This is a genomic window from Cupriavidus sp. 05N39 (assembly GCF_056397325.1).
The window spans coordinates 1-16,893 of sequence record NZ_JBFTNE010000054.1 but is presented as its reverse complement, the minus strand read 5'-3'; the positions used below and the strand labels follow the sequence as shown (position 1 = coordinate 16,893).

At 68.8% G+C, this 16,893-nt stretch carries 19 protein-coding genes and 1 pseudogene; 12 read left to right on the top strand and 8 right to left on the bottom strand.

Annotated elements, in window-relative coordinates:
• Positions 1-200 precede the first annotated feature (200 nt).
• Genes mdcA through mdcH form a run of 7 tightly spaced genes read left to right on the top strand, consistent with a single transcriptional unit; the run spans position 201 to position 6,374 of the window.
• A complete protein-coding gene (gene mdcA / locus AC1DN0_RS24110) occupies positions 201-1,859 on the top strand; it encodes a malonate decarboxylase subunit alpha (RefSeq protein ID WP_441629218.1) in 1,659 nt (552 codons plus the stop codon).
• Positions 1,859-2,767, top strand: coding sequence for a triphosphoribosyl-dephospho-CoA synthase (locus tag AC1DN0_RS24105; protein WP_477103296.1), 909 nt, complete (start codon positions 1,859-1,861; stop codon positions 2,765-2,767). Before mdcA ends, AC1DN0_RS24105 begins: the two co-directional genes overlap by 1 nt.
• The gene (locus AC1DN0_RS24100; protein ID WP_441636651.1) at positions 2,767-3,081 is read left to right on the top strand and encodes a malonate decarboxylase subunit delta; all 315 of its coding nucleotides are present in this window, start codon (positions 2,767-2,769) and stop codon (positions 3,079-3,081) included. The genes AC1DN0_RS24105 and AC1DN0_RS24100 overlap by 1 nt, the downstream gene beginning before the upstream one ends.
• Entirely contained in the window at positions 3,078-3,929 is an 852-nt protein-coding gene (locus AC1DN0_RS24095; protein ID WP_441636653.1) for a biotin-independent malonate decarboxylase subunit beta, read from the top strand. Before AC1DN0_RS24100 ends, AC1DN0_RS24095 begins: the two co-directional genes overlap by 4 nt.
• Positions 3,926-4,756, top strand: a complete 831-nt coding sequence (gene mdcE, locus AC1DN0_RS24090) for a biotin-independent malonate decarboxylase subunit gamma (protein WP_477103295.1) — start codon at positions 3,926-3,928, stop codon at positions 4,754-4,756. Before AC1DN0_RS24095 ends, mdcE begins: the two co-directional genes overlap by 4 nt.
• A 32-nt stretch (positions 4,757-4,788) precedes the next feature.
• Entirely contained in the window at positions 4,789-5,439 is a 651-nt protein-coding gene (locus tag AC1DN0_RS24085) for a malonate decarboxylase holo-ACP synthase (RefSeq protein ID WP_477103294.1), read from the top strand.
• A complete protein-coding gene (gene mdcH / locus AC1DN0_RS24080; protein ID WP_441636671.1) occupies positions 5,436-6,374 on the top strand; it encodes a malonate decarboxylase subunit epsilon in 939 nt (312 codons plus the stop codon). The genes AC1DN0_RS24085 and mdcH overlap by 4 nt, the downstream gene beginning before the upstream one ends.
• A 9-nt stretch (positions 6,375-6,383) precedes the next feature.
• On the opposite strand, the gene AC1DN0_RS24075 is transcribed toward mdcH, so the two are convergent.
• The gene (locus AC1DN0_RS24075; RefSeq protein WP_477146062.1) at positions 6,384-6,854 is read right to left on the bottom strand and encodes an Lrp/AsnC family transcriptional regulator; all 471 of its coding nucleotides are present in this window, start codon (positions 6,852-6,854) and stop codon (positions 6,384-6,386) included.
• 161 nt (positions 6,855-7,015) lie between these two features.
• Between AC1DN0_RS24075 and AC1DN0_RS24070 the strand changes: the two genes are divergently transcribed.
• Positions 7,016-7,927, top strand: coding sequence for a DMT family transporter (locus AC1DN0_RS24070; RefSeq protein ID WP_035869461.1), 912 nt, complete (start codon positions 7,016-7,018; stop codon positions 7,925-7,927).
• Between the two features lie 101 nt (positions 7,928-8,028).
• On the top strand, positions 8,029-8,409 hold the full coding sequence (locus AC1DN0_RS24065) for a hypothetical protein (RefSeq protein WP_035869463.1): 381 nt from the start codon (positions 8,029-8,031) through the stop codon (positions 8,407-8,409).
• Positions 8,410-8,460: 51 nt separating this feature from the next.
• Here the strand turns inward: AC1DN0_RS24065 and AC1DN0_RS24060 are convergent, their stop codons facing one another.
• The 3 genes from AC1DN0_RS24060 to AC1DN0_RS24050 form a co-directional block, all read right to left on the bottom strand.
• Positions 8,461-9,489 carry a DUF6352 family protein gene (locus AC1DN0_RS24060; protein WP_441636659.1) on the bottom strand — a complete coding sequence of 343 codons (1,029 nt, stop codon included), beginning with the start codon at positions 9,487-9,489 and terminating at the stop codon, positions 8,461-8,463.
• A gap of 58 nt (positions 9,490-9,547) precedes the next feature.
• On the bottom strand, positions 9,548-10,783 hold the full coding sequence (locus AC1DN0_RS24055) for an aminotransferase-like domain-containing protein (protein WP_441636661.1): 1,236 nt from the start codon (positions 10,781-10,783) through the stop codon (positions 9,548-9,550).
• 102 nt (positions 10,784-10,885) lie between these two features.
• Positions 10,886-11,836, bottom strand: a complete 951-nt coding sequence (locus AC1DN0_RS24050) for a Bug family tripartite tricarboxylate transporter substrate binding protein (RefSeq protein ID WP_276290381.1) — start codon at positions 11,834-11,836, stop codon at positions 10,886-10,888.
• Between the two features lie 264 nt (positions 11,837-12,100).
• On the opposite strand from AC1DN0_RS24050, the gene AC1DN0_RS24045 reads away from it, so the two are divergent.
• Positions 12,101-13,048, top strand: coding sequence for a LysR substrate-binding domain-containing protein (locus AC1DN0_RS24045; RefSeq protein ID WP_477146061.1), 948 nt, complete (start codon positions 12,101-12,103; stop codon positions 13,046-13,048).
• Between the two features lie 104 nt (positions 13,049-13,152).
• Positions 13,153-13,374, top strand: coding sequence for a hypothetical protein (locus AC1DN0_RS24040; protein WP_441636665.1), 222 nt, complete (start codon positions 13,153-13,155; stop codon positions 13,372-13,374).
• A gap of 201 nt (positions 13,375-13,575) precedes the next feature.
• On the opposite strand, the gene AC1DN0_RS24035 is transcribed toward AC1DN0_RS24040, so the two are convergent.
• On the bottom strand, positions 13,576-13,995 hold the full coding sequence (locus AC1DN0_RS24035; protein ID WP_441636667.1) for a carboxymuconolactone decarboxylase family protein: 420 nt from the start codon (positions 13,993-13,995) through the stop codon (positions 13,576-13,578).
• Between the two features lie 83 nt (positions 13,996-14,078).
• On the bottom strand, positions 14,079-14,222 hold the full coding sequence (locus AC1DN0_RS24030) for a hypothetical protein (protein ID WP_441636669.1): 144 nt from the start codon (positions 14,220-14,222) through the stop codon (positions 14,079-14,081).
• 276 nt (positions 14,223-14,498) lie between these two features.
• On the opposite strand from AC1DN0_RS24030, the gene AC1DN0_RS24025 reads away from it, so the two are divergent.
• Positions 14,499-14,936: a universal stress protein gene (locus AC1DN0_RS24025; protein WP_477146060.1), complete on the top strand. Its 438-nt coding sequence runs from the start codon at positions 14,499-14,501 to the stop codon at positions 14,934-14,936.
• A 420-nt stretch (positions 14,937-15,356) separates the two neighbouring features.
• Here the strand turns inward: AC1DN0_RS24025 and AC1DN0_RS24020 are convergent, their stop codons facing one another.
• Positions 15,357-16,400, bottom strand: coding sequence for a serine/threonine protein kinase (locus AC1DN0_RS24020; RefSeq protein WP_441637730.1), 1,044 nt, complete (start codon positions 16,398-16,400; stop codon positions 15,357-15,359).
• Between the two features lie 24 nt (positions 16,401-16,424).
• Positions 16,425-16,893 (bottom strand): annotated as a pseudogene (locus AC1DN0_RS24015) (hypothetical protein); the annotation flags it as partial.

The window sequence follows — 16,893 nt, the reverse complement described above, 5'->3', positions numbered from 1 at the left end:
TGAATGCTCGTAGTGACCGGACAGGCATTTGCCCGCCGCGCAGCGGCGTTCGGTCCGCACGCAGTGCGAGTGACCGGCTTGCATGTCGTGCCGCCAACACTTACACCTAGAGTAACGATGCCGCGGGCAGCGTCATTGCTTGCGCCGCACGCCGTGCGTATCTTGGTGCCATCACCCGCATCAAGCACACCGGAGACGCGATGCCGAACCCAGCCACGGACAGACAGTGGGACACCCGCCGCACGGAGAAGCGCCGCCGCCTTGCCCGCGGCGCCGCCTTTGCCAGCGGCCGCGTCGTGCCCACCGCCGACATCATCCCTTTTCTCGAAGCCATCACCGCGCCGGGCGACCGCGTGGTGCTGGAGGGCAACAACCAGAAGCAGGCCGATTTCCTCTCGCGCTCGCTGGCCGGGGTGGACCCGGCCAAGGTGCACGGACTGCACATGATCATCCCGAGCGTGAGCCGGGTGGAACACCTCGACCTGTTCGAGCGAGGCATCGCCAGGAAGCTGGACTTTGCCTTTGCCGGCGCGCAGAGCCTGCGCATCTCGCAGTTCCTGGAAGACGGGCAACTGGAAGTCGGCGCCATCCACACGTACATTGAGCTGTACGCGCGACTCTATGTGGACCTGACGCCGAACATCGTGCTGATCGCCGGCTACAAGGCCGACCGCGACGGCAACCTCTACACCGGCGCCAGCACCGAGGACACGCCGGCGCTGGTGGAGGCCGCCACCTTCCGCGACGGTATCGTGGTGGCCCAGGTCAACGAGATCGTGGACGACCCCGCCGGCCTGCCCCGCGTGGATATCCCCGGCTCGTGGATCGACTACGTGGTGCAGGCGGACAAGCCCTTCTTCTGCGAGCCGCTGTTCACGCGCGATCCGCGCCTGATCAAGCCGGTGCACGTGCTGATGGCGATGATGGCGATCCGCGGCGTGTACGAGCGCCACCAGGTGCAATCGCTCAACCACGGCATCGGCTTCAATACCGCGGCCATCGAACTGATCCTGCCAACCTACGGCGAGTCGCTCGGACTCAAGGGCAAGATTTGCAAGTACTGGACGCTGAACCCGCACCCCACGCTGATTCCCGCCATCGAATCCGGCTGGGTGGAAAGCGTGCACAGCTTCGGCAGCGAACTCGGCATGGAGAACTACGTGGCCGCGCGGCCCGATGTGTTTTTCACCGGCGCCGATGGATCGATGCGCTCCAACCGCGCCTTCTGCCAGCTTGCCGGGCAGTATGCGGTGGACCTGTTCATCGGCTCCACCCTGCAGATCGACGGCGACGGCCATTCCTCCACGGTCACACGCGGCCGCTTGTCCGGCTTTGGCGGCGCGCCAAACATGGGCCACAACCCCGGCGGGCGGCGTCATCCCACGCCCGCCTGGCTGGACCTGATCGAGACCGACGATCCGCTGGCGCGCGGCCGCAAGCTGGTGGTGCAGATGGTGGAGACCTTCCAGGCCGGCGGCAAGCCGACCTTCGTCGAATCGCTCGACGCGGTGCAGGTGGCGAAGGACAGCGGCATGCCGCTGGCGCCGGTGATGATCTACGGCGACGACGTAACCCATGTACTGACCGAGGAAGGCATCGCGTATCTCTACAAGGCGCGCTCGCTGGAGGAACGCCGCGCCATGCTGGCGGCGGTCGCCGGCGTGACGCCGATCGGACTGCGCCACGACCCCGCCACTACGCGCCGCATGCGCAGCGACGGCCTGATTGCGCTGCCGGAGGATCTCGGCGTGCAACGCGGCCAGGCAACCCGTTCGCTGCTCGCGGCAAAGAGCATGGCCGACCTGGTCGACTGGTCGGGCGGGCTGTACGAGCCGCCCGCACGGTTCCGGAGCTGGTGATGGCGAGCCCCGCATGGCTCGCCGGGCCGGGCATCGATGGCGCCTTCGAACCGGAGGCGATTGCGCTGGCGGATCTCGCCGTGAGCGCGCTGATCGACGAGGCCGCGCTGTCGCCCAAGCCCGGGCTGGTCGATGGCCGCGGCAATGGCGCGCATGCCGATCTCAACCTGGACCTGATGCGCGTCTCGGCGCGCGCGCTGCACCCCGCCTTCGCCGAAATGGCGGCAGCGGGCATGCGCGCCGCCCGGCCCGGCGTGGCGCTGCGCGAGCGGCTGGGCGCGCTCGGCCGGGACGCCGAGGCCGCCATGATGCGCGCCACCGGCGGCATCAACACGCATCGCGGCGCGATCTGGAGCCTGGGCCTGCTGGTGGGCGCGGCTGGCCTGCACCGGGATACGCGCAGTGCGCACGGCGTGGCACGGACCGCCGGCGCCATCGCGCGCCTGCCCGACCGCCATCGCCCCGCGCACACCGGCAACAAGGGCGAACGCGCGTGCATCGACTACGGCGTCAGCGGCGCGCGCGGCCAGGCGCAGGCAGGCTTCCCGCATGTACTACGCGCCGGCCTGCCTGAGCTGCGGCGCAGCCGCGCGCGCGGCGACGCGGAGCCCAGCGCGCGCGTCAACGCGCTGCTGGCGATCATGCGCCGCCTCGACGATACCTGCGTGCTGGCCCGCGCCGGCCGCGAAGGGCTTGCGCTGATGCAGGAAGGCGCCAGCCAGGTGCTCGCGGCAGGCGGCATCGCCACGCTGGCCGGACGCCGCCTGCTGCGCCGCCTGGAAGCCGGCATGCTGGCCTGCAACGCCTCGCCCGGCGGCGCGGCCGATCTGCTCGCCGCCACTTTTTTCCTGGACCGGTTGCCATCCGCGACACCGCCGGTACATTGCCCCGTGCAAGGAGACAACTAATGGAACAGCTCCAGTTCGAATATCCCGCCGGTGCGCCGGCAAGCCAGCGCGTGCTGGTAGGCGTGGTCGGCTCCGGCGACCTTGAAGTGATGGTCGAGCCCGGTACGTCCGGCACCACCACCATCCATGTCACCACGTCGGTGGACGGCTACGGCAAGGTCTGGGACGCGCAGCTCTCGCGCGTGTTCAGCGCCGAACCGCGCGCCGCCATGCGTATCCGCATCCACGATTTCGGCGCCACGCCGGGGGTGGTGGGCATGCGGCTGGCGGAAGCCTTCGAAGCGCTCGGCACCGATGGCGGGGAGCAATCATGAACCACGCATCGCTACTGACGCGCGAGAGCTTTGTCGAGCTGGGCGCACGCGCAAGGGCGCATGCGCTGCTCGATCCCGGCAGCTTCCGCGAACTGGCGGGCCCGTTCGATCGACTGGTCTCGCCGTGGCTGGAACGCCAGGGCGTAGTGCCGCAGGCCGACGACGGCGTTGTGGTGGCCAAGGGCCGCATCGGCGGACAGCCCACCGTGGTCCTCGCCATCGAGGGCGCGTTCCAGGGCGGCAGCCTGGGCGAAGTGGGCGGCGCCAAGATCGCCGGTGCGCTGGAACTGGCCGCGCAGGACAACCGCCGCGGCGTGCCCACGCGCGCCGTGATTTTGTTCGAGACCGGCGGTGTGCGGCTGCAGGAAGCCAATCTGGGACTGGCCGCCATCGCCGACATCCACGCGGCCATCGTCGACCTGCGCCGCTACCAGCCGGTGGTGGGCGTGATCGCCGGGACGGTGGGCTGCTTCGGCGGCATGTCGATCGCGGCGGGGCTGTGCAGCTACCTGGTGGTGACGCGCGAAGCGCGGCTGGGCCTCAACGGCCCGCAGGTGATCGAGCAGGAAGCGGGCGTCGCTGAATACGATTCGCGCGACCGGCCGTTTATCTGGAGCTTTACCGGCGGCGAGCAGCGCATCGCCACCGGCCTGGCCGACCGCTACGTCGACGACGACAGCGATGCCATCCGTGCCGCCGTGCAAGCGCTATTGGCAGGCGGCGTGCCGGCCGCGCACCGCAGCGAACGCTACGCGCACTACCTGCAATGCCTGGCCGAATACGATCCGGCGCGCCAGCCGGAGCCGGAGACCGTCCGCGCCATCTACGCACCAGGAGCAAAGTCATGAGTACAAGCACGAGTACAGCAAGCGCCCCAGGCCGCGGCGAAACCTGGCTCGCGGCGCTGACCCGCAACGCCCCGCGCCGCCCCGGCTATCCCGCCACCGTGCAGGTTGCCGACGCGGAGCTTGGCGGTCGGCCGGCACGCTTTATCGCGGTGGTGCCCGACGCTGCCAACGCCTACCCGCGCGTGCGCGGCGGCGAGGTGGGCCTGCTCGAAGGCTGGTCGCTCGCGCAGGCGGTGCATGAAGCCGTGCAGGCCGACCGCGACGCCGCGATCAGGCGGCCCATTGTCGCCATCGTCGATACGCCCAGCCAGGCCTATGGCCGGCGCGAGGAAGCCTTCGGCATCCACCAGGCCCTGGCCGGCGCGGCCGGCGCCTACGCCACGGCGCGGCTGCAAGGGCATCCCGTGATCGCGCTGCTGGTCGGGCGCGCCATGTCCGGCGCCTTCCTGGCGCACGGCTACCAGGCCAATCGCCTGATCGCGCTGGACGATGCCGGCGTGGAAGTGCACGCGATGGGCAAGCAGGCCGCCGCCCGCATCACCATGCGCAGCGTGGAGGACCTGGAGAGCTTTGCCGCCAGCGTGCCGCCGATGGCGTACGACATCGGCAACTACGCCACGCTGGGGCTGCTGTGGAAAATGATCGGCGTGAAACACGCCGCGCAGCCGGATGCTGCCGATCTCGACGCCGTGCAGGGCGCGCTGCTGGCGGCGCTGGCCGATATCCAGGCCGACCCGCAGCCCGATCTGCGCAGCCGCCTCGGCGGGCAAAACCGGCAGGCTTCCGGCCGCGTGCGCGAAGTACTCGCGCAGCAGTGGCAGGACTGAAGCCATGGCATGCCGCGCCGCAGGGCAATGACATGACCGCACGCACGCTGCTGCCACACGACCTGCTGTGGCTCACCGACCCGCAGGCCTTCGCCGGTGCCAATGCGCTGCCTGCCTGGGCGACGGTCGAATGGCTGGCGCGTGCGCCGCTTGTCGTGCGGCGCGACCGCCTTGACGGTGCCCGCGTCCCGGTCGGGCTGCGCGGCACCACGCGCGCGCAGCGCCACGCGGCGTGGCTGCCCGATACGCAAGTGGCGCGCGTGGTGACGCCGGGCATGATCGCGCGGCAGGCGCGCTGGCGGGACCATCCACGCCGCCGGGAATTGCCGGCGCTGGCCGCGCTCGCTCGCGTGGCGCCGCTGCTGGACGATGCGCAGGTGAACTGGGGCGTGACGGGCGGAACCGGCTTCACGCTCGCCTCCGGCATCGATGTGCTGCATGCCGGCAGCGATCTCGATCTGCTCGTCACCGCCACCGTGCCGCTTGCCACGGGCACCGAACGGGCGCTCGCCGCCCTGCTCGACGCTACCGATGTCCGCATCGATATCCAGGTGTCCACGCCCTTCGGCGCCTTTGCGCTGCGCGAACGCGCACGCACGGGAGGCCGCGTGCTGCTCAAGACGGCGAACGGTCCCGTCATGAGCAACGATCCATGGCACCCCCTGATTTGCAGCACGCCATGAGCACGCTGTTCACCTTCCCCGGCCAGGGCGCCCAGCGTCCCGGCATGCTGCACGCGCTGCCCGCTCATCCGGCGGTGCGCGCCGCGCTCGACGAAGCCAGCGACGCACTCGGGCGCGATGCGCTCGCGCTCGACAGTGCGGCCGAACTCGCCTCCACCGTGGCCGTGCAGCTCAGCCTGCTGATCGCCGGCGTGGCGATGGCGCGCTGCCTGCTTGCCGAGGGCGCCAAACCCGATGCGGTGGCAGGCCTGTCGATCGGCGCCTACCCGGCCGCGGTGTGCGCGGGCGTGCTGGACTATGCTGATGCGCTCAGGCTGGTGGCGCTGCGCGGCCAACTGATGGAGCAGGCATATCCGGACGGCTATGGCATGACGGCGATCCTGGGCATGGAACTTGGCCCGCTGGAGCGCGTGATCGCGCAGGTGCACGGGCCGGGATCGCCGGTCTACCTGGCCAACCTCAATGCGCCCGCCCAGTTCGTGATCGCGGGTGCCGCACCGGCCATGGCGCGCGTCGCGGAACTGGCGCTGGACAGCGGCGCGCATGCGGCCAAACCCATCGCCATCAGCGTGCCTTCGCACTGCGCCCTGCTCGACGGCGCGGCGCACGCGCTCGTTCATGCCTTCGCCGACGTGCGCCTCGACCGGCCGCGCCTGCGCTACTTCAGCGCCAGCGCGGCGCGCGAGTTGCGCGACCCCGCCCGCATCGGCGCCGACCTGGCGCGCAACCTCGCCGTGCCCGTTCGCTGGCACGAGACCATGCTGCTGGCGCGCGAATGCGGCGTGCGCCTGGCGGTGGAAATGCCGCCCGGCAATGTGCTGACGCGGCTGGCCGCGCCCCTGCTGTCCGACGGCATCGCCGTGGCCTGTGCCGACACGCGCATCGACAGCGTGGTGGCGCTCACGGCGCGCGAAGCGCTGCGGGCGTCCTCCTGAGCCAGCGCCTCAGCCCAGCGGCAATGCCGTGCTGTACAGCACCTGCTTGAGCGCAAAACTCGAACGGATGCTGGACACACCGGGGATGCGCGTGATCTGGTCGATGATCAGCCGCTCCAGCGCTTCCACGTCGGCCACCACCACGCGCAGCAGGTAATCGGCATCGCCCGACATCAGGTAGCACTCCATCACCTGCGGCAAGGTGGTGATACGCCGCTCGMAGGCATCGAGCGTTTCGCGGCGCTGCTTGTCCAGCGAGATCTGGATGAACACCACCACCTTCAGGCCGAGCCGGCGCGCATCCAGCAGCGTCACCCGGCGCGAGATCACGCCCTGTTTTTCCAGCTGCTTGACCCGCGCCAGGCACGGCGAGGGCGACAGGCTGACGCGGCTGGCCAGCTCCACATTGGTCAGGCTGGCGTCTCGCTGCAGCTCGTTGAGAATCCGGATATCCGTGGCGTCCAGGTCAATGTCCAGCACGTTGCGCTCCCGCTTTTTCGAATAGCAGCATTCTATGCCGCAGCGAGCGGGATTTGCAGTTGGCTTCGGTTTATGCTGCGGCGCAATAGACCGTAGACTTTCCAGCCTCCCCCACCCATCCGCGGCGGCGGGGCAATCTGGTCACGGAATCGAGTAGAAGCATGCAAGCACAACAAGGATGGCGCCGGTTTATTCCCCTCGCCTGCGCCGTGGCGATCTGGGGCGGCAACTGGCCGGTCATGAAGCTGGGCCTGACCCACGTCAGCCCGCTGTGGTTTGCCGCCGCGCGCTTTGTCTCGGCCGCCGCGATCAGCTTCCTGGTGCTGGGCGCCCTGCGCCGGCTGCGGCTGCCGACGCGGCAGGAGTGGCCGCTGGTGATCGGCGTGGGCCTGCTGCAGATGGCGGCCTTCACCGCGCTGGCGCTGTGGGCGCTGCAGTACGTGCCGCCGGGCCGCGCCTCGGTGATTGCCTATGCCACCTCGGTCTGGGTGATTCCGCTGTCGTCGCTGGTGCTCAAGGAGCGGCTGTCGCGCCCGCAATGGATCGCCACCGGCCTGAGCTATGCCGGTATCGCGCTGATGATCGCGCCGGCGCTGCGCGACTGGCAGCTGCATACCGCTGTGGGCCTGGTGATGCTGCTCGGCGCGTCGCTGGCCTGGTCGCTCAGCATCATCCAGTTGCGCGCGAACCGCGCGGTGCGGCTGGGCGCCGACATGATCCCGTGGGAGACCGCGGTCGCCTCGGTGCCGCTGGTGCTGCTGGCCCTGCTGCGCGACGGCGCGCCGCACTTCCTGTCGATGCCCGAGATCTGGCCGCTGCTGTTCTATACCGGGCCGCTGGCCACCGCGCTGACCTTTATCGTGGTGCTCAACATGACGCAGACCCTGCCGCCCGCCGCGACCTCGATCGCCATGCTGTGCGTGCCGGTGATCGGGCTGGTGGTGTCGGCGGTGGCGTTCCAGGAGCGCATCTCGGCGGATCTCTCGGCCGGGCTCGCGCTGATCGCGCTGGGCGTGGCAACCTCCGCACTGGCGCCCTGGCTGGGGCGGCGCCTGCCGTGGCGCAGCGCTTGATTTCCACCGGAGTTACAAGAAGACACAGTTGTATTGGCCCGCTAATACCTGACAACGGCGCGCCGCATTACAGTGGCGGCAACTACTAACCGGAGTCACCCGTGCGGAAACTTGCCACCCTTTGCGCCTTTGCCGCTGTCGCGGGCCTTGCTTCAGGCGCGGCCTTCGCGCGCGTGGACGTGGACATCGGCATCGGCCTGCCCGGCCCGGTGTTCGTCGCCCCTGCTCCGGTCTATCAGGCGGCTCCCGTCTACCAGCCGGCCCCGGTCTACCGCGCCGCGCCGGTCTACGAAGCAGCCCCGGTATATGTCGCGCCCCAGCCGGTCGTGGTGGCGGGACCTGGCTACTACGGTCCCAGATACTATGGCCGCGGCGAGCGCGAGTGGCGTGAACGCGAATGGCGCGAGCAGCGCTGGCGCGAACGCGAGCGCCATGAGCATGAGCACGAATGGCGCGACCGTGATCGCGACTGGCGCCGCTGATGGCGAGGACATGGCTGCTTCTGCTGGCACTGCTGCTATTGCGGCAAGTGCCTACGACACCGAGGCCAGCGGCAGATTCAGCAGCAGATTCTGCGGCTTCATCCTGAAGACGCCGGCCTCGTTCATCGCCGCGGCCAGATAGACCGGGCGGCCGGCAACGTCCGGCCTGACCACGGACGGATCGGCAAAATCCAGCCGGAACAGCGACAGGATGCGCCGTTGCCGCTCCGGCTCCAGTTCCTCCCCCCGGTACAGATCGTTGAGGATCTGCGTGGCCTGCGCGTCCAGCCCGATGTGCCAGGCCCAGTGCCGGTCCTCGATCGCGCTCAAGGGCATCACCGTCACTTCCACCCCGAAGAAGTGCCGCACCCACCGTGCGAGCACGCGACTGAACGCCCCGAGCGCCGCGCTGCCGCTGGCGAAGCGGATCACGGTGTCGCGGCGTTCGTTGCGGGTCCAGTAAGCCGGGGCGTTGTCGCGATCCAGCACATCCAGTTCGACCTTGCGCGCGGGAATCTGCGCTTGCGCCAGCAAGCGTCCCAGTTCGCCGTAGACGCTCCCCGATGCGTGCAGTTCGACCGTTTCGGCATCGGCCAGCATGACCGCGCCCTCCTGCAACGACACTTTTTGCGCGCGGGAGAACAGTTCCGCCGCGCGCCATTCCATCGGGTCGGGGTTGTCATGCAGGATGCCGTGCACGATCAGGTGCGCGAGCTGGTCGATAAAGACCGGCGGTACGGTCACGTTGCCCTGGCGAAAGATATCCAGGTAAGCCGCCTCGACGGTGGGCGCCGCTAACAGGCGCTCGCGCATGGCCAGCACCACGCCGTAGTTCTCGCGCGCATCGGCATCCTGCAGCGCGGCAATCTCCCCGGCGGCCACCGGCCGCCGGGGATCCGCGATCAGCGCCGCGTGYAGCGCGCGCTCGGCGTCGCACGACGCCTCCACCGGCGCCACTTCGGGACGGCGCCACCACGTACGTAGCAAGTGATCGCCGGGGAGCAACTTGCCGTCGCTGTCGCGGGCGGCGGGGTCGAAACCGGAATGGGGCCAGGCGTCGCGAGGCCAGGAAGCGGGCATGGTGAGCGGGGATACCGGGGCTGGAAGATCGCCCCAGTATCCCATAGGCGGAACCGGCTCAGCCCGCCGCGCCGCCCTGGCTGGCGCGCACCGCTTGCGCCAGCCGTTCCACGCCTTGCACGATCTGCTCATCCGAAGCCGTGGCGAACGACAGCCGCAGCGCGCCCGAGCGCTGCCCGCCCACGCTGAAGCTGGCGCCCGGCACATACATCACCCGCGCCGCGATGGCATGCGGCAGCAGGCTCGCCGCATCGGCCACGCCTTCGATCTCGCACCACAGGAACATGCCGCCCTGCGGGGTTTCGCCGCGCAGCGCGGGGCCAAAGGCATCGGCCAGCGCCCGCACCATCAGGTCGCGCTTGTGGCGGTACAGGTCGATGATGCGCGCGGTCTGCCGGGCCAGCAGGCCAGCGGCCAGGCAGGTGGCCATCGCCAGTTGCAGCCACGGCGACGTGCAGAGATCGGACACTTGCTTGGCGATCACGGCACGCCGCAGGATCTCGGCGGGCCCCGCCATCCAGCCCAGCCGGAGCCCGGGCGCCATGGTCTTGGAAAAACTGCCGAGGTAAATCACCCAGGGCGTCAGCGCGGGGTCTTGCGCGGCCAGCGACAACAGCGATGGCAGCGGCTCGCCGTCGAAACGCAGGCTGCCGTAGGGATCGTCCTCCACCACCACGATGCGATGCTGCGCGGCGAGCGCCAGCAGCGCGCGGCGGCGCTCCAGCGCCAACGTGCGGCCGCTCGGGTTGGCAAAAGTGGGCACCAGGTAAAGCAGCCGTGGCCGCTCCTCGTCACGGCAGTCAGCCAACATGGCGGCAAGGGTCTGCACGCACACCCCGTCCTGGTCGGACGGGATGCCGCGCACCGCGGCGCCGGCCAGCCGCAGCGCCTGCACGGCGGCGGGATAGGTCGGCGTCTCCACCCACACCGGCGTACCGGGCGCGACGAAGGCCTGCACCAGCAACTCGAACCCTTGCTGCGAGCCCGATGTCACCACGATCTGTTCGGGCGGCAGGGGGGCGCCGCGCCCGGCCATCAATGCCGACAACTCGCGACGCAGCGCCGGCATGCCTTCGGTCGGCCCGTATTGCAGGCATTGTGCCGGGTCGCTGGCCATGACCCTGGCCGCGGCGTCCTGCAACGCGCCGGCATCGAAGCTGGCCGGGGAGGGATAGCCGCCGGCGAAGGAGATCATGCCCGGCAGGCTCATATAGGGAAACAGTTCGCGGATGGGCGAGCCCTGCGGCTCCCGCATGGCGGGCGCGAAGGCGTACGGATGGACTGGCGTGCTCATGGGATGCTGGCGGAGAGAGGCAAAGGCGGGGCTGCGCGGCGTACTGCGAGAAATCTGGCCGGCCCCGCGCGGCAGCATGCGCGGGGCTGGCGTCGGCCGCGCTCAGTCGACCGTGGCGCCGGACAGCTTGACGATCTCGCCCCACTTGCGGCGGTCGTTGCGGACCAGCTCGGCGAATGCCTCGGGCGTGTTCGGCGCCAGTTCGGCGCCCTGCTCGCGCAGCTTGGCCTGGATGGCCGGATCGCTGGTGGCGCGTGCCAGGTCGCGGCTGATCTTCTGCGCCAGCGCGGCGGGCAGGCCCTTGGGGGCGAACAGCCCGAACCACGGGCTGGCGTCGAAGCCCTCGACCGGACCGGCCGCCGCCACGGTAGGCACATTGGGCAGCGCCGCCGAACGGCCGGCGGAGGTCACGGCCAGCGCCTTGAGCTTGCCCGAGCGGACGAACTGGATCGACGCCGGCAGGTTGTCGAACATCACGTCCACGCTGCCGCCCATCAGGTCGGCCAGCGCCGGGCTGCTGCCCTTGTAGGCAACGTGGCTCATCTGCGTGCCGGTCATGCGCTGGAACAACTCGCCGGCCAGGTGGGTCGAGGTGCCATTACCTGCCGAAGCCATGTTCACCTTGCCGGGATTGGCCTTCAGGTAGGTGATGAACTCCGCCAGCGTCTGCACGCGGGCGCGCTCGGCGAACGCCGGCGAAACCACCACTACATTGGGCACCTTGGCGACCAGCGATACCGGCGTGAAATCCGCCGCGGCGTCATAGGGCAGCTTCTTGTACAGCGTGGGATTGATGCCGAACTCGCCGACCGAACCCATCAGCAGCGTATAGCCGTCGGCCGGCGACTTGGCCGCCACGCCGGTGCCCACGATGCCGCCCGCGCCGGGACGGTTGTCCACCAGCACCGGCTGCTTCCACATCGCGGTGAGCTGGTCGCCGATCATGCGCGCCACCATGTCAGTGGTGCCGCCGGCCGGGTACGGCACGATGATGCGCACCGGCTTGTTGGGGAATTCTTCCGCGCTGGCCGTGGCCGCCGCGAGCAGGCCCATTGAAATGCCGCAATGGCCGATGATGCGAAGCAGTCGATTCATGCCGGTCTCCTCGTTTCCTTATGGTTGTGATGTCCCCTCTCGTGGTCCGTCTCTCGGGGGGCGGGGGACGCGGGAACCCAGGACGCTGGGTTCCCGGAGATCGGCATTTTTAGTCATCAACTTTTTTACATCAAGCGAGATTTACGCATAGGATGATGACTTTTTTACATCAAGTTGCAGAACCCATTCCCGCCAGGGGATTCCCACCAACGCATTGAGACCATGAGCGCCTCCCGCATTCCCAGCCTGAGCAGCCTGCGCGCCTTCGAAGCCGCCGCCCGCCACCAGAACCTGCGCCGCGCCGCGGCGGAGCTATGCCTGAGCGAGAGCGCCGTCTCGCGCCAGATCGCCACGCTGGAGAGCCAGCTCGGCGTGGCGCTGTTCCATCGCGCCAACCAGCGCGTCAGCCTCACCCCGGCCGGTTCCCTGTACGGCTACCAGGTGCGGGAAAGCCTGCAGAAGCTGCAGCGCGATACGCTGGACATCATGGCGCACGAGGGCGCGGGCGGCATCGTGGAACTGGCGTGCGTGCCGACACTGGCGGTGGAATGGCTGATTCCCCGGCTGCCCGCGTTCTATGCGCAGCATCCGCAGGTGGTGGTCAATTTCAGCGCGCAGGCGGATGTATTCCTGTTCGATGGCACGCCCTATGACGCCACCATCCACTACGGCGAGGCCAACTACCCTGGCGGACGCGCCGATCCCCTGTTCGACGAGGAATCCGTGCCGATCTGCCATCCGGACTTCTTCGCCGGCGAGGCGCCGGTCAGCGCAGAGCGGATCGCGCAGGCGCCGCTGCTGCATCTCTCGACGCGGCGGCTCGACTGGAAGAACTGGATGGAAGCCGCAGGCGTCGGCGACGTCAACGCCATGCGCGGCACGCGCTACGACCACCATAGCATGGTGATCAGCGCCGCCCGCGCCAGGCTGGGCGTCGGCCTGGTGCCGCGTTTCCTGGTGGAGGAATACCTGGCGCTGGGCCTGCTGGTGATGCCGGTGGCGCAAGCCAYGCGCTCGCAGCGCGCCTACTACCTCGTCGTGCCCGACTCGCGGCCCGTGAGCGACGCCATGTCGCGCCTGCGTACGTGGCTGCTGGCCGCGGCGCAGGATTTTGCGGCCCGCCAGGCAGAACGCCTGGAACAGCAAGCGACGATTAATCAAAAAATTTGAACATTAAATACGATACAGGGCCGCGCGCCAGATCCGTGCCAGATCTATCCTTTGTCACATGGAGACGCAACATGTTCTCCCGATTTCAACAAGACAAATAGATCATGAAAGTCACCACCGCCCGCCTGCTCCTCGCTGCCGCCATCGCCGGCACCGCCCTGCTCTCGCTGAACTCCGCCTTTGCCGCCGGCACGCACGCCGGGGACGACTACGGCTACGTGCACCGCGCCACCGACGCCTACACCAACGGCGCGCGCAAGGTCGACGCCTTCAGCGACGGCGCCCGCACGGTATTCCAGGACTATCCGTTCGGCTTCGCGGTATGAAAGGCAACGGCGGTGCGGCGCGCACCGCCCCGTCCGGGACGCACTGACAGACAGCAGGAACGCATCATGACCATCAAAGACACTGCCCTGATCCTCGCCGGATGGATTGCCGCCTGCCTGGGCAGCGGCTACCTCGTGAGTTTCGCGGCGCAGGCGCTGCAGCGCTGACAAGCCCGGCGGGCGATCGCCACCAAGCTCCCCTCATTCCTTCGCGCCAGCCGCCTCCAGTACATCCGTCAGCTTTCGGCCCGCATCGAGCGCCGCCGGAAAGCCGCAGTACACCGCGCTGTGCACCACCAGTTCGCGCAATTCCTGCGGCGTCACGCCATTGGCCAGCGCCCCGCGCAAATGCCCGGTCAGTTCCTGCGGCCGGTTGAGCGCGATCAGCATCGACACCGTGGCCAGGCTGCGCTGCTTGCGGTCGAGCCCTTCGCGCGTCCACACCGTGCCCCAGGCGAATTCCGTGACAAGTTGCTGCAGGCCGACATCGCCCTGCTGCTGCGCGGCCTCGAAAGCGCGCTGCACGTATTGCGCCCCCATGACCTCCGAACGAACCTCCCGGCCGGCTTCGAAAGCCGGTGTCTGCGTATAAGCGGTGGGATCTTGCCTGGCTTGCGTCATTTGCTGCCCTCCTTTGCCGTTTGCATGCGCACCGGCAGTCTGAACCGCGGCCGGCAACTTGTCCACGGGCCAGCCCCCCCCCCTCATGGACCTTGCTCGTCGGGCTCCCGCGCAAAGCCCTCCTCGCGGCGCGCGATGGCGCTGGCCAGCCCGAATTCCCTGACAAAGAGCACGATCAACGCGAGCACGGCGAGCGCGCCGATCGCCAACCGATAGTAGATCCACATGGCGGCAAGCCGGAACAACCGGTAGAGTTTTCCTATCTGCAGGGTAGGCTCCGGCACATCAAAAAGGCGCTTAGATGCCCGTGGCGCGGTGCAAAGAAGCCGTCAAAACGGCAAGGAACGACATCGCCAAAGCGCGGAAAGATGCACGCAATTTGATCTGGATCCTGGCAAGGCCGGCACGCGGGTGCCATGATGATCGCAGTGGCCGCCCCCAACACACATGCAGGCGCCGCCCCTTTCCAACAACGATTGCAGCCATACCAGGAGATAGCCGCCATGACCAACATTGTGCTCGCCACCGACGGTTCGCCCTTTGCCGACGCAGCCGCCCGCTTTATCGTCGAGGGCAAGCTGCTGCAAAGCGGCTTTACCGTGCACGTGGTCCATGTGACGCCCGAAGTCACCGGCCAGGTGCGCGCCTTCGTCAGCAAGGACACCATCGACGCCTGGCACCAGGAAGAAAGCGAGAAAGCCATGAAATCCGTAGCGGACATCCTCRCCGCCGCGGGCATCGCCTTCGAGCAGCACGCACTGCACGGCTTCGCGCCGGAACGCATCGTCGCCTATGCCGCCAGCGTGGACGCGCGCGCCATCGTCATGGGCACGCACGGACGCGGCTCATTCTTCGATGCGGTGATTGGCTCGGTAGCGGGACGCGTGCTGGCGCACGCGCCGTGCCCGGTAGTGCTGGTGAAAGCACCGGGGAAGAAGTAAGGCCCGAAAGGCCGAAGAGTCGAGGATAAAAACGCTACCGCCCGATCAAAGATTCGGTGTATCCGTGTTTGCCGCCCGAGGGGCGGCAAACACCCACCCGCGATGCGAAGCGAGCCGTCAAGGTGTACCAGGCCGTATGGGGCGCCTCGTCGGCAGGCAAAAAGAGCGGAAAAGAGGGACCCATGTTTGAGTATCGCCTTAAGGCGATGCGAGTTTGGGTCCCGGCCGCTCTTTTTGTCTGCCGACGAGGGGGGGTCGCCCCATCCGGCGCGCCTTCTTTGCCTACTTTCTTGGMAAGACAAGAAMGTAGGTCGCCGCCCCGCAGGGGTGGTGAAACTGCCTTTGACTTTAAGCCTTTAAGGCTTTAAGGCTTTAAGGCTTTAAGCCGTTGAAGTTAAGCAGTCAAACCCCCAAAACCCCTCATACCGGCCAAAGCGGCCCCTCATCCATCAAAGCCACCTGCTCCCGCAACTCCAGAATCCTATCCTGCCAATACCGCGCACTCCCAAACCACGGAAACGCCGCCGGAAAAGCAGGATCCCGCCACCGGCTCGCCAGCCAAGCGCTGTAATGCAGTAACCGCAGCGTCCGCAACGCCTCAACCAGATAAAGCTCCCGCGGCTGAAACTCCGCGAAATCCTCATACCCGGCCAGGATATCCGCCATCTGCCCCTGCATGGCGGCACGATCGCCCTCCAGCAGCATCCACAGATCCTGCACCGCCGGCCCCATGCGGCTGTCGTCGAAGTCGACGAAATGCGGCCCGGGCGGGCGCGAGCCAGCCCGGGACTCTTCGATCCACAACACATTGCCGCGATGGCAATCGCCATGCAGGCGCAGCAGCGACACATCGCCGGCGCGCTCATAGCAGCGGCGCGCCCCCTCGATGGCCAGATCGGCGACGGCCTGCCAGGCCGGGCGCAGTTCCGCCGGAATGCAGTCCTGCGCCAGCAGCCAGTCGCGCGGGGCCACGCCAAAGCTCTCCACGTCGATCGTGGGTCGCGCCTGGTAAGGGCGCGTGGCGCCGACCGCATGGATGCGGCCGATAAAGCGCCCGAGCCAGGTCAGCGTATCGGCCCGGTCCAGTTCCGGCTCGCGCCCGCCACAGCGGGGAAACACCGCAAAGCGAAAGCCGCCATGCGCCAGCAGCGTGGTGCCGTCGCGCGCGATGGCCGGCACCGCCGGAATCTCCGCCTCGGCCAGTTGCTGCACGAAGGCATGCTCTTCCAGGATGGCGGCGTCGCTCCAGCGGCCAGGCCGGTAGAACTTGACCACCACCGGCGCGCCGCCCTCGATCCCGACCTGGCAGACCCGGTTCTCGTAACTATTGAGCGCCAGCAGGCGGCCGTCGGGTTCGAAACCGGCGGCCTCCATGGCGTCGAGCATCAGGTCCGGCGTGAGGGTGGCATACGGGACGCCACCGTCATCGCCGGGAACCGGAAGGTCATGACCTGGACTGGACATTGCGCGCGGCCGCCTCGCTGTGGATCAGCGCGTGGGCTTGGCGCGCTGGCCGCCCAGCAACGCGGCTTGCGGCGCCGGACGGCGGCCGCGCGGGGCGGCATCCTGTCCGGTGCGCGGCTGCGCTGCGTGGCTGTTGCCATTGGCGCCGCCGCCGGCGCGATTGCCGTTGGCGTCGCTACCGCGGCTGCGGTTGCCGTTGCCGTTGCCGGCGGCGCGGTTGCCATCGACATCACCATTGCGATTGCCGTTGCCGGCGGCGCGGTTGCCGTTCACCTGGCCATTGCGCGGGTTGCCTTGCCCGGCAGCGGCCGGACGGCCGCTGCCCTGGCCAGCGCGCTGGCCCTGGGCCTGCGGCGCGCGGCGTTCGCCGTCGGCAGGTGCCGGGCCACGGCCTTGCGGGGCGCGGGCCGGACGCTGCTGGCGCTCGCCGGCTTCCGCCGCCGGTGCCCGGCCGCGCGGCTGGCCGCCGCCGGCAGGCGCGCCGCGGCCGCGG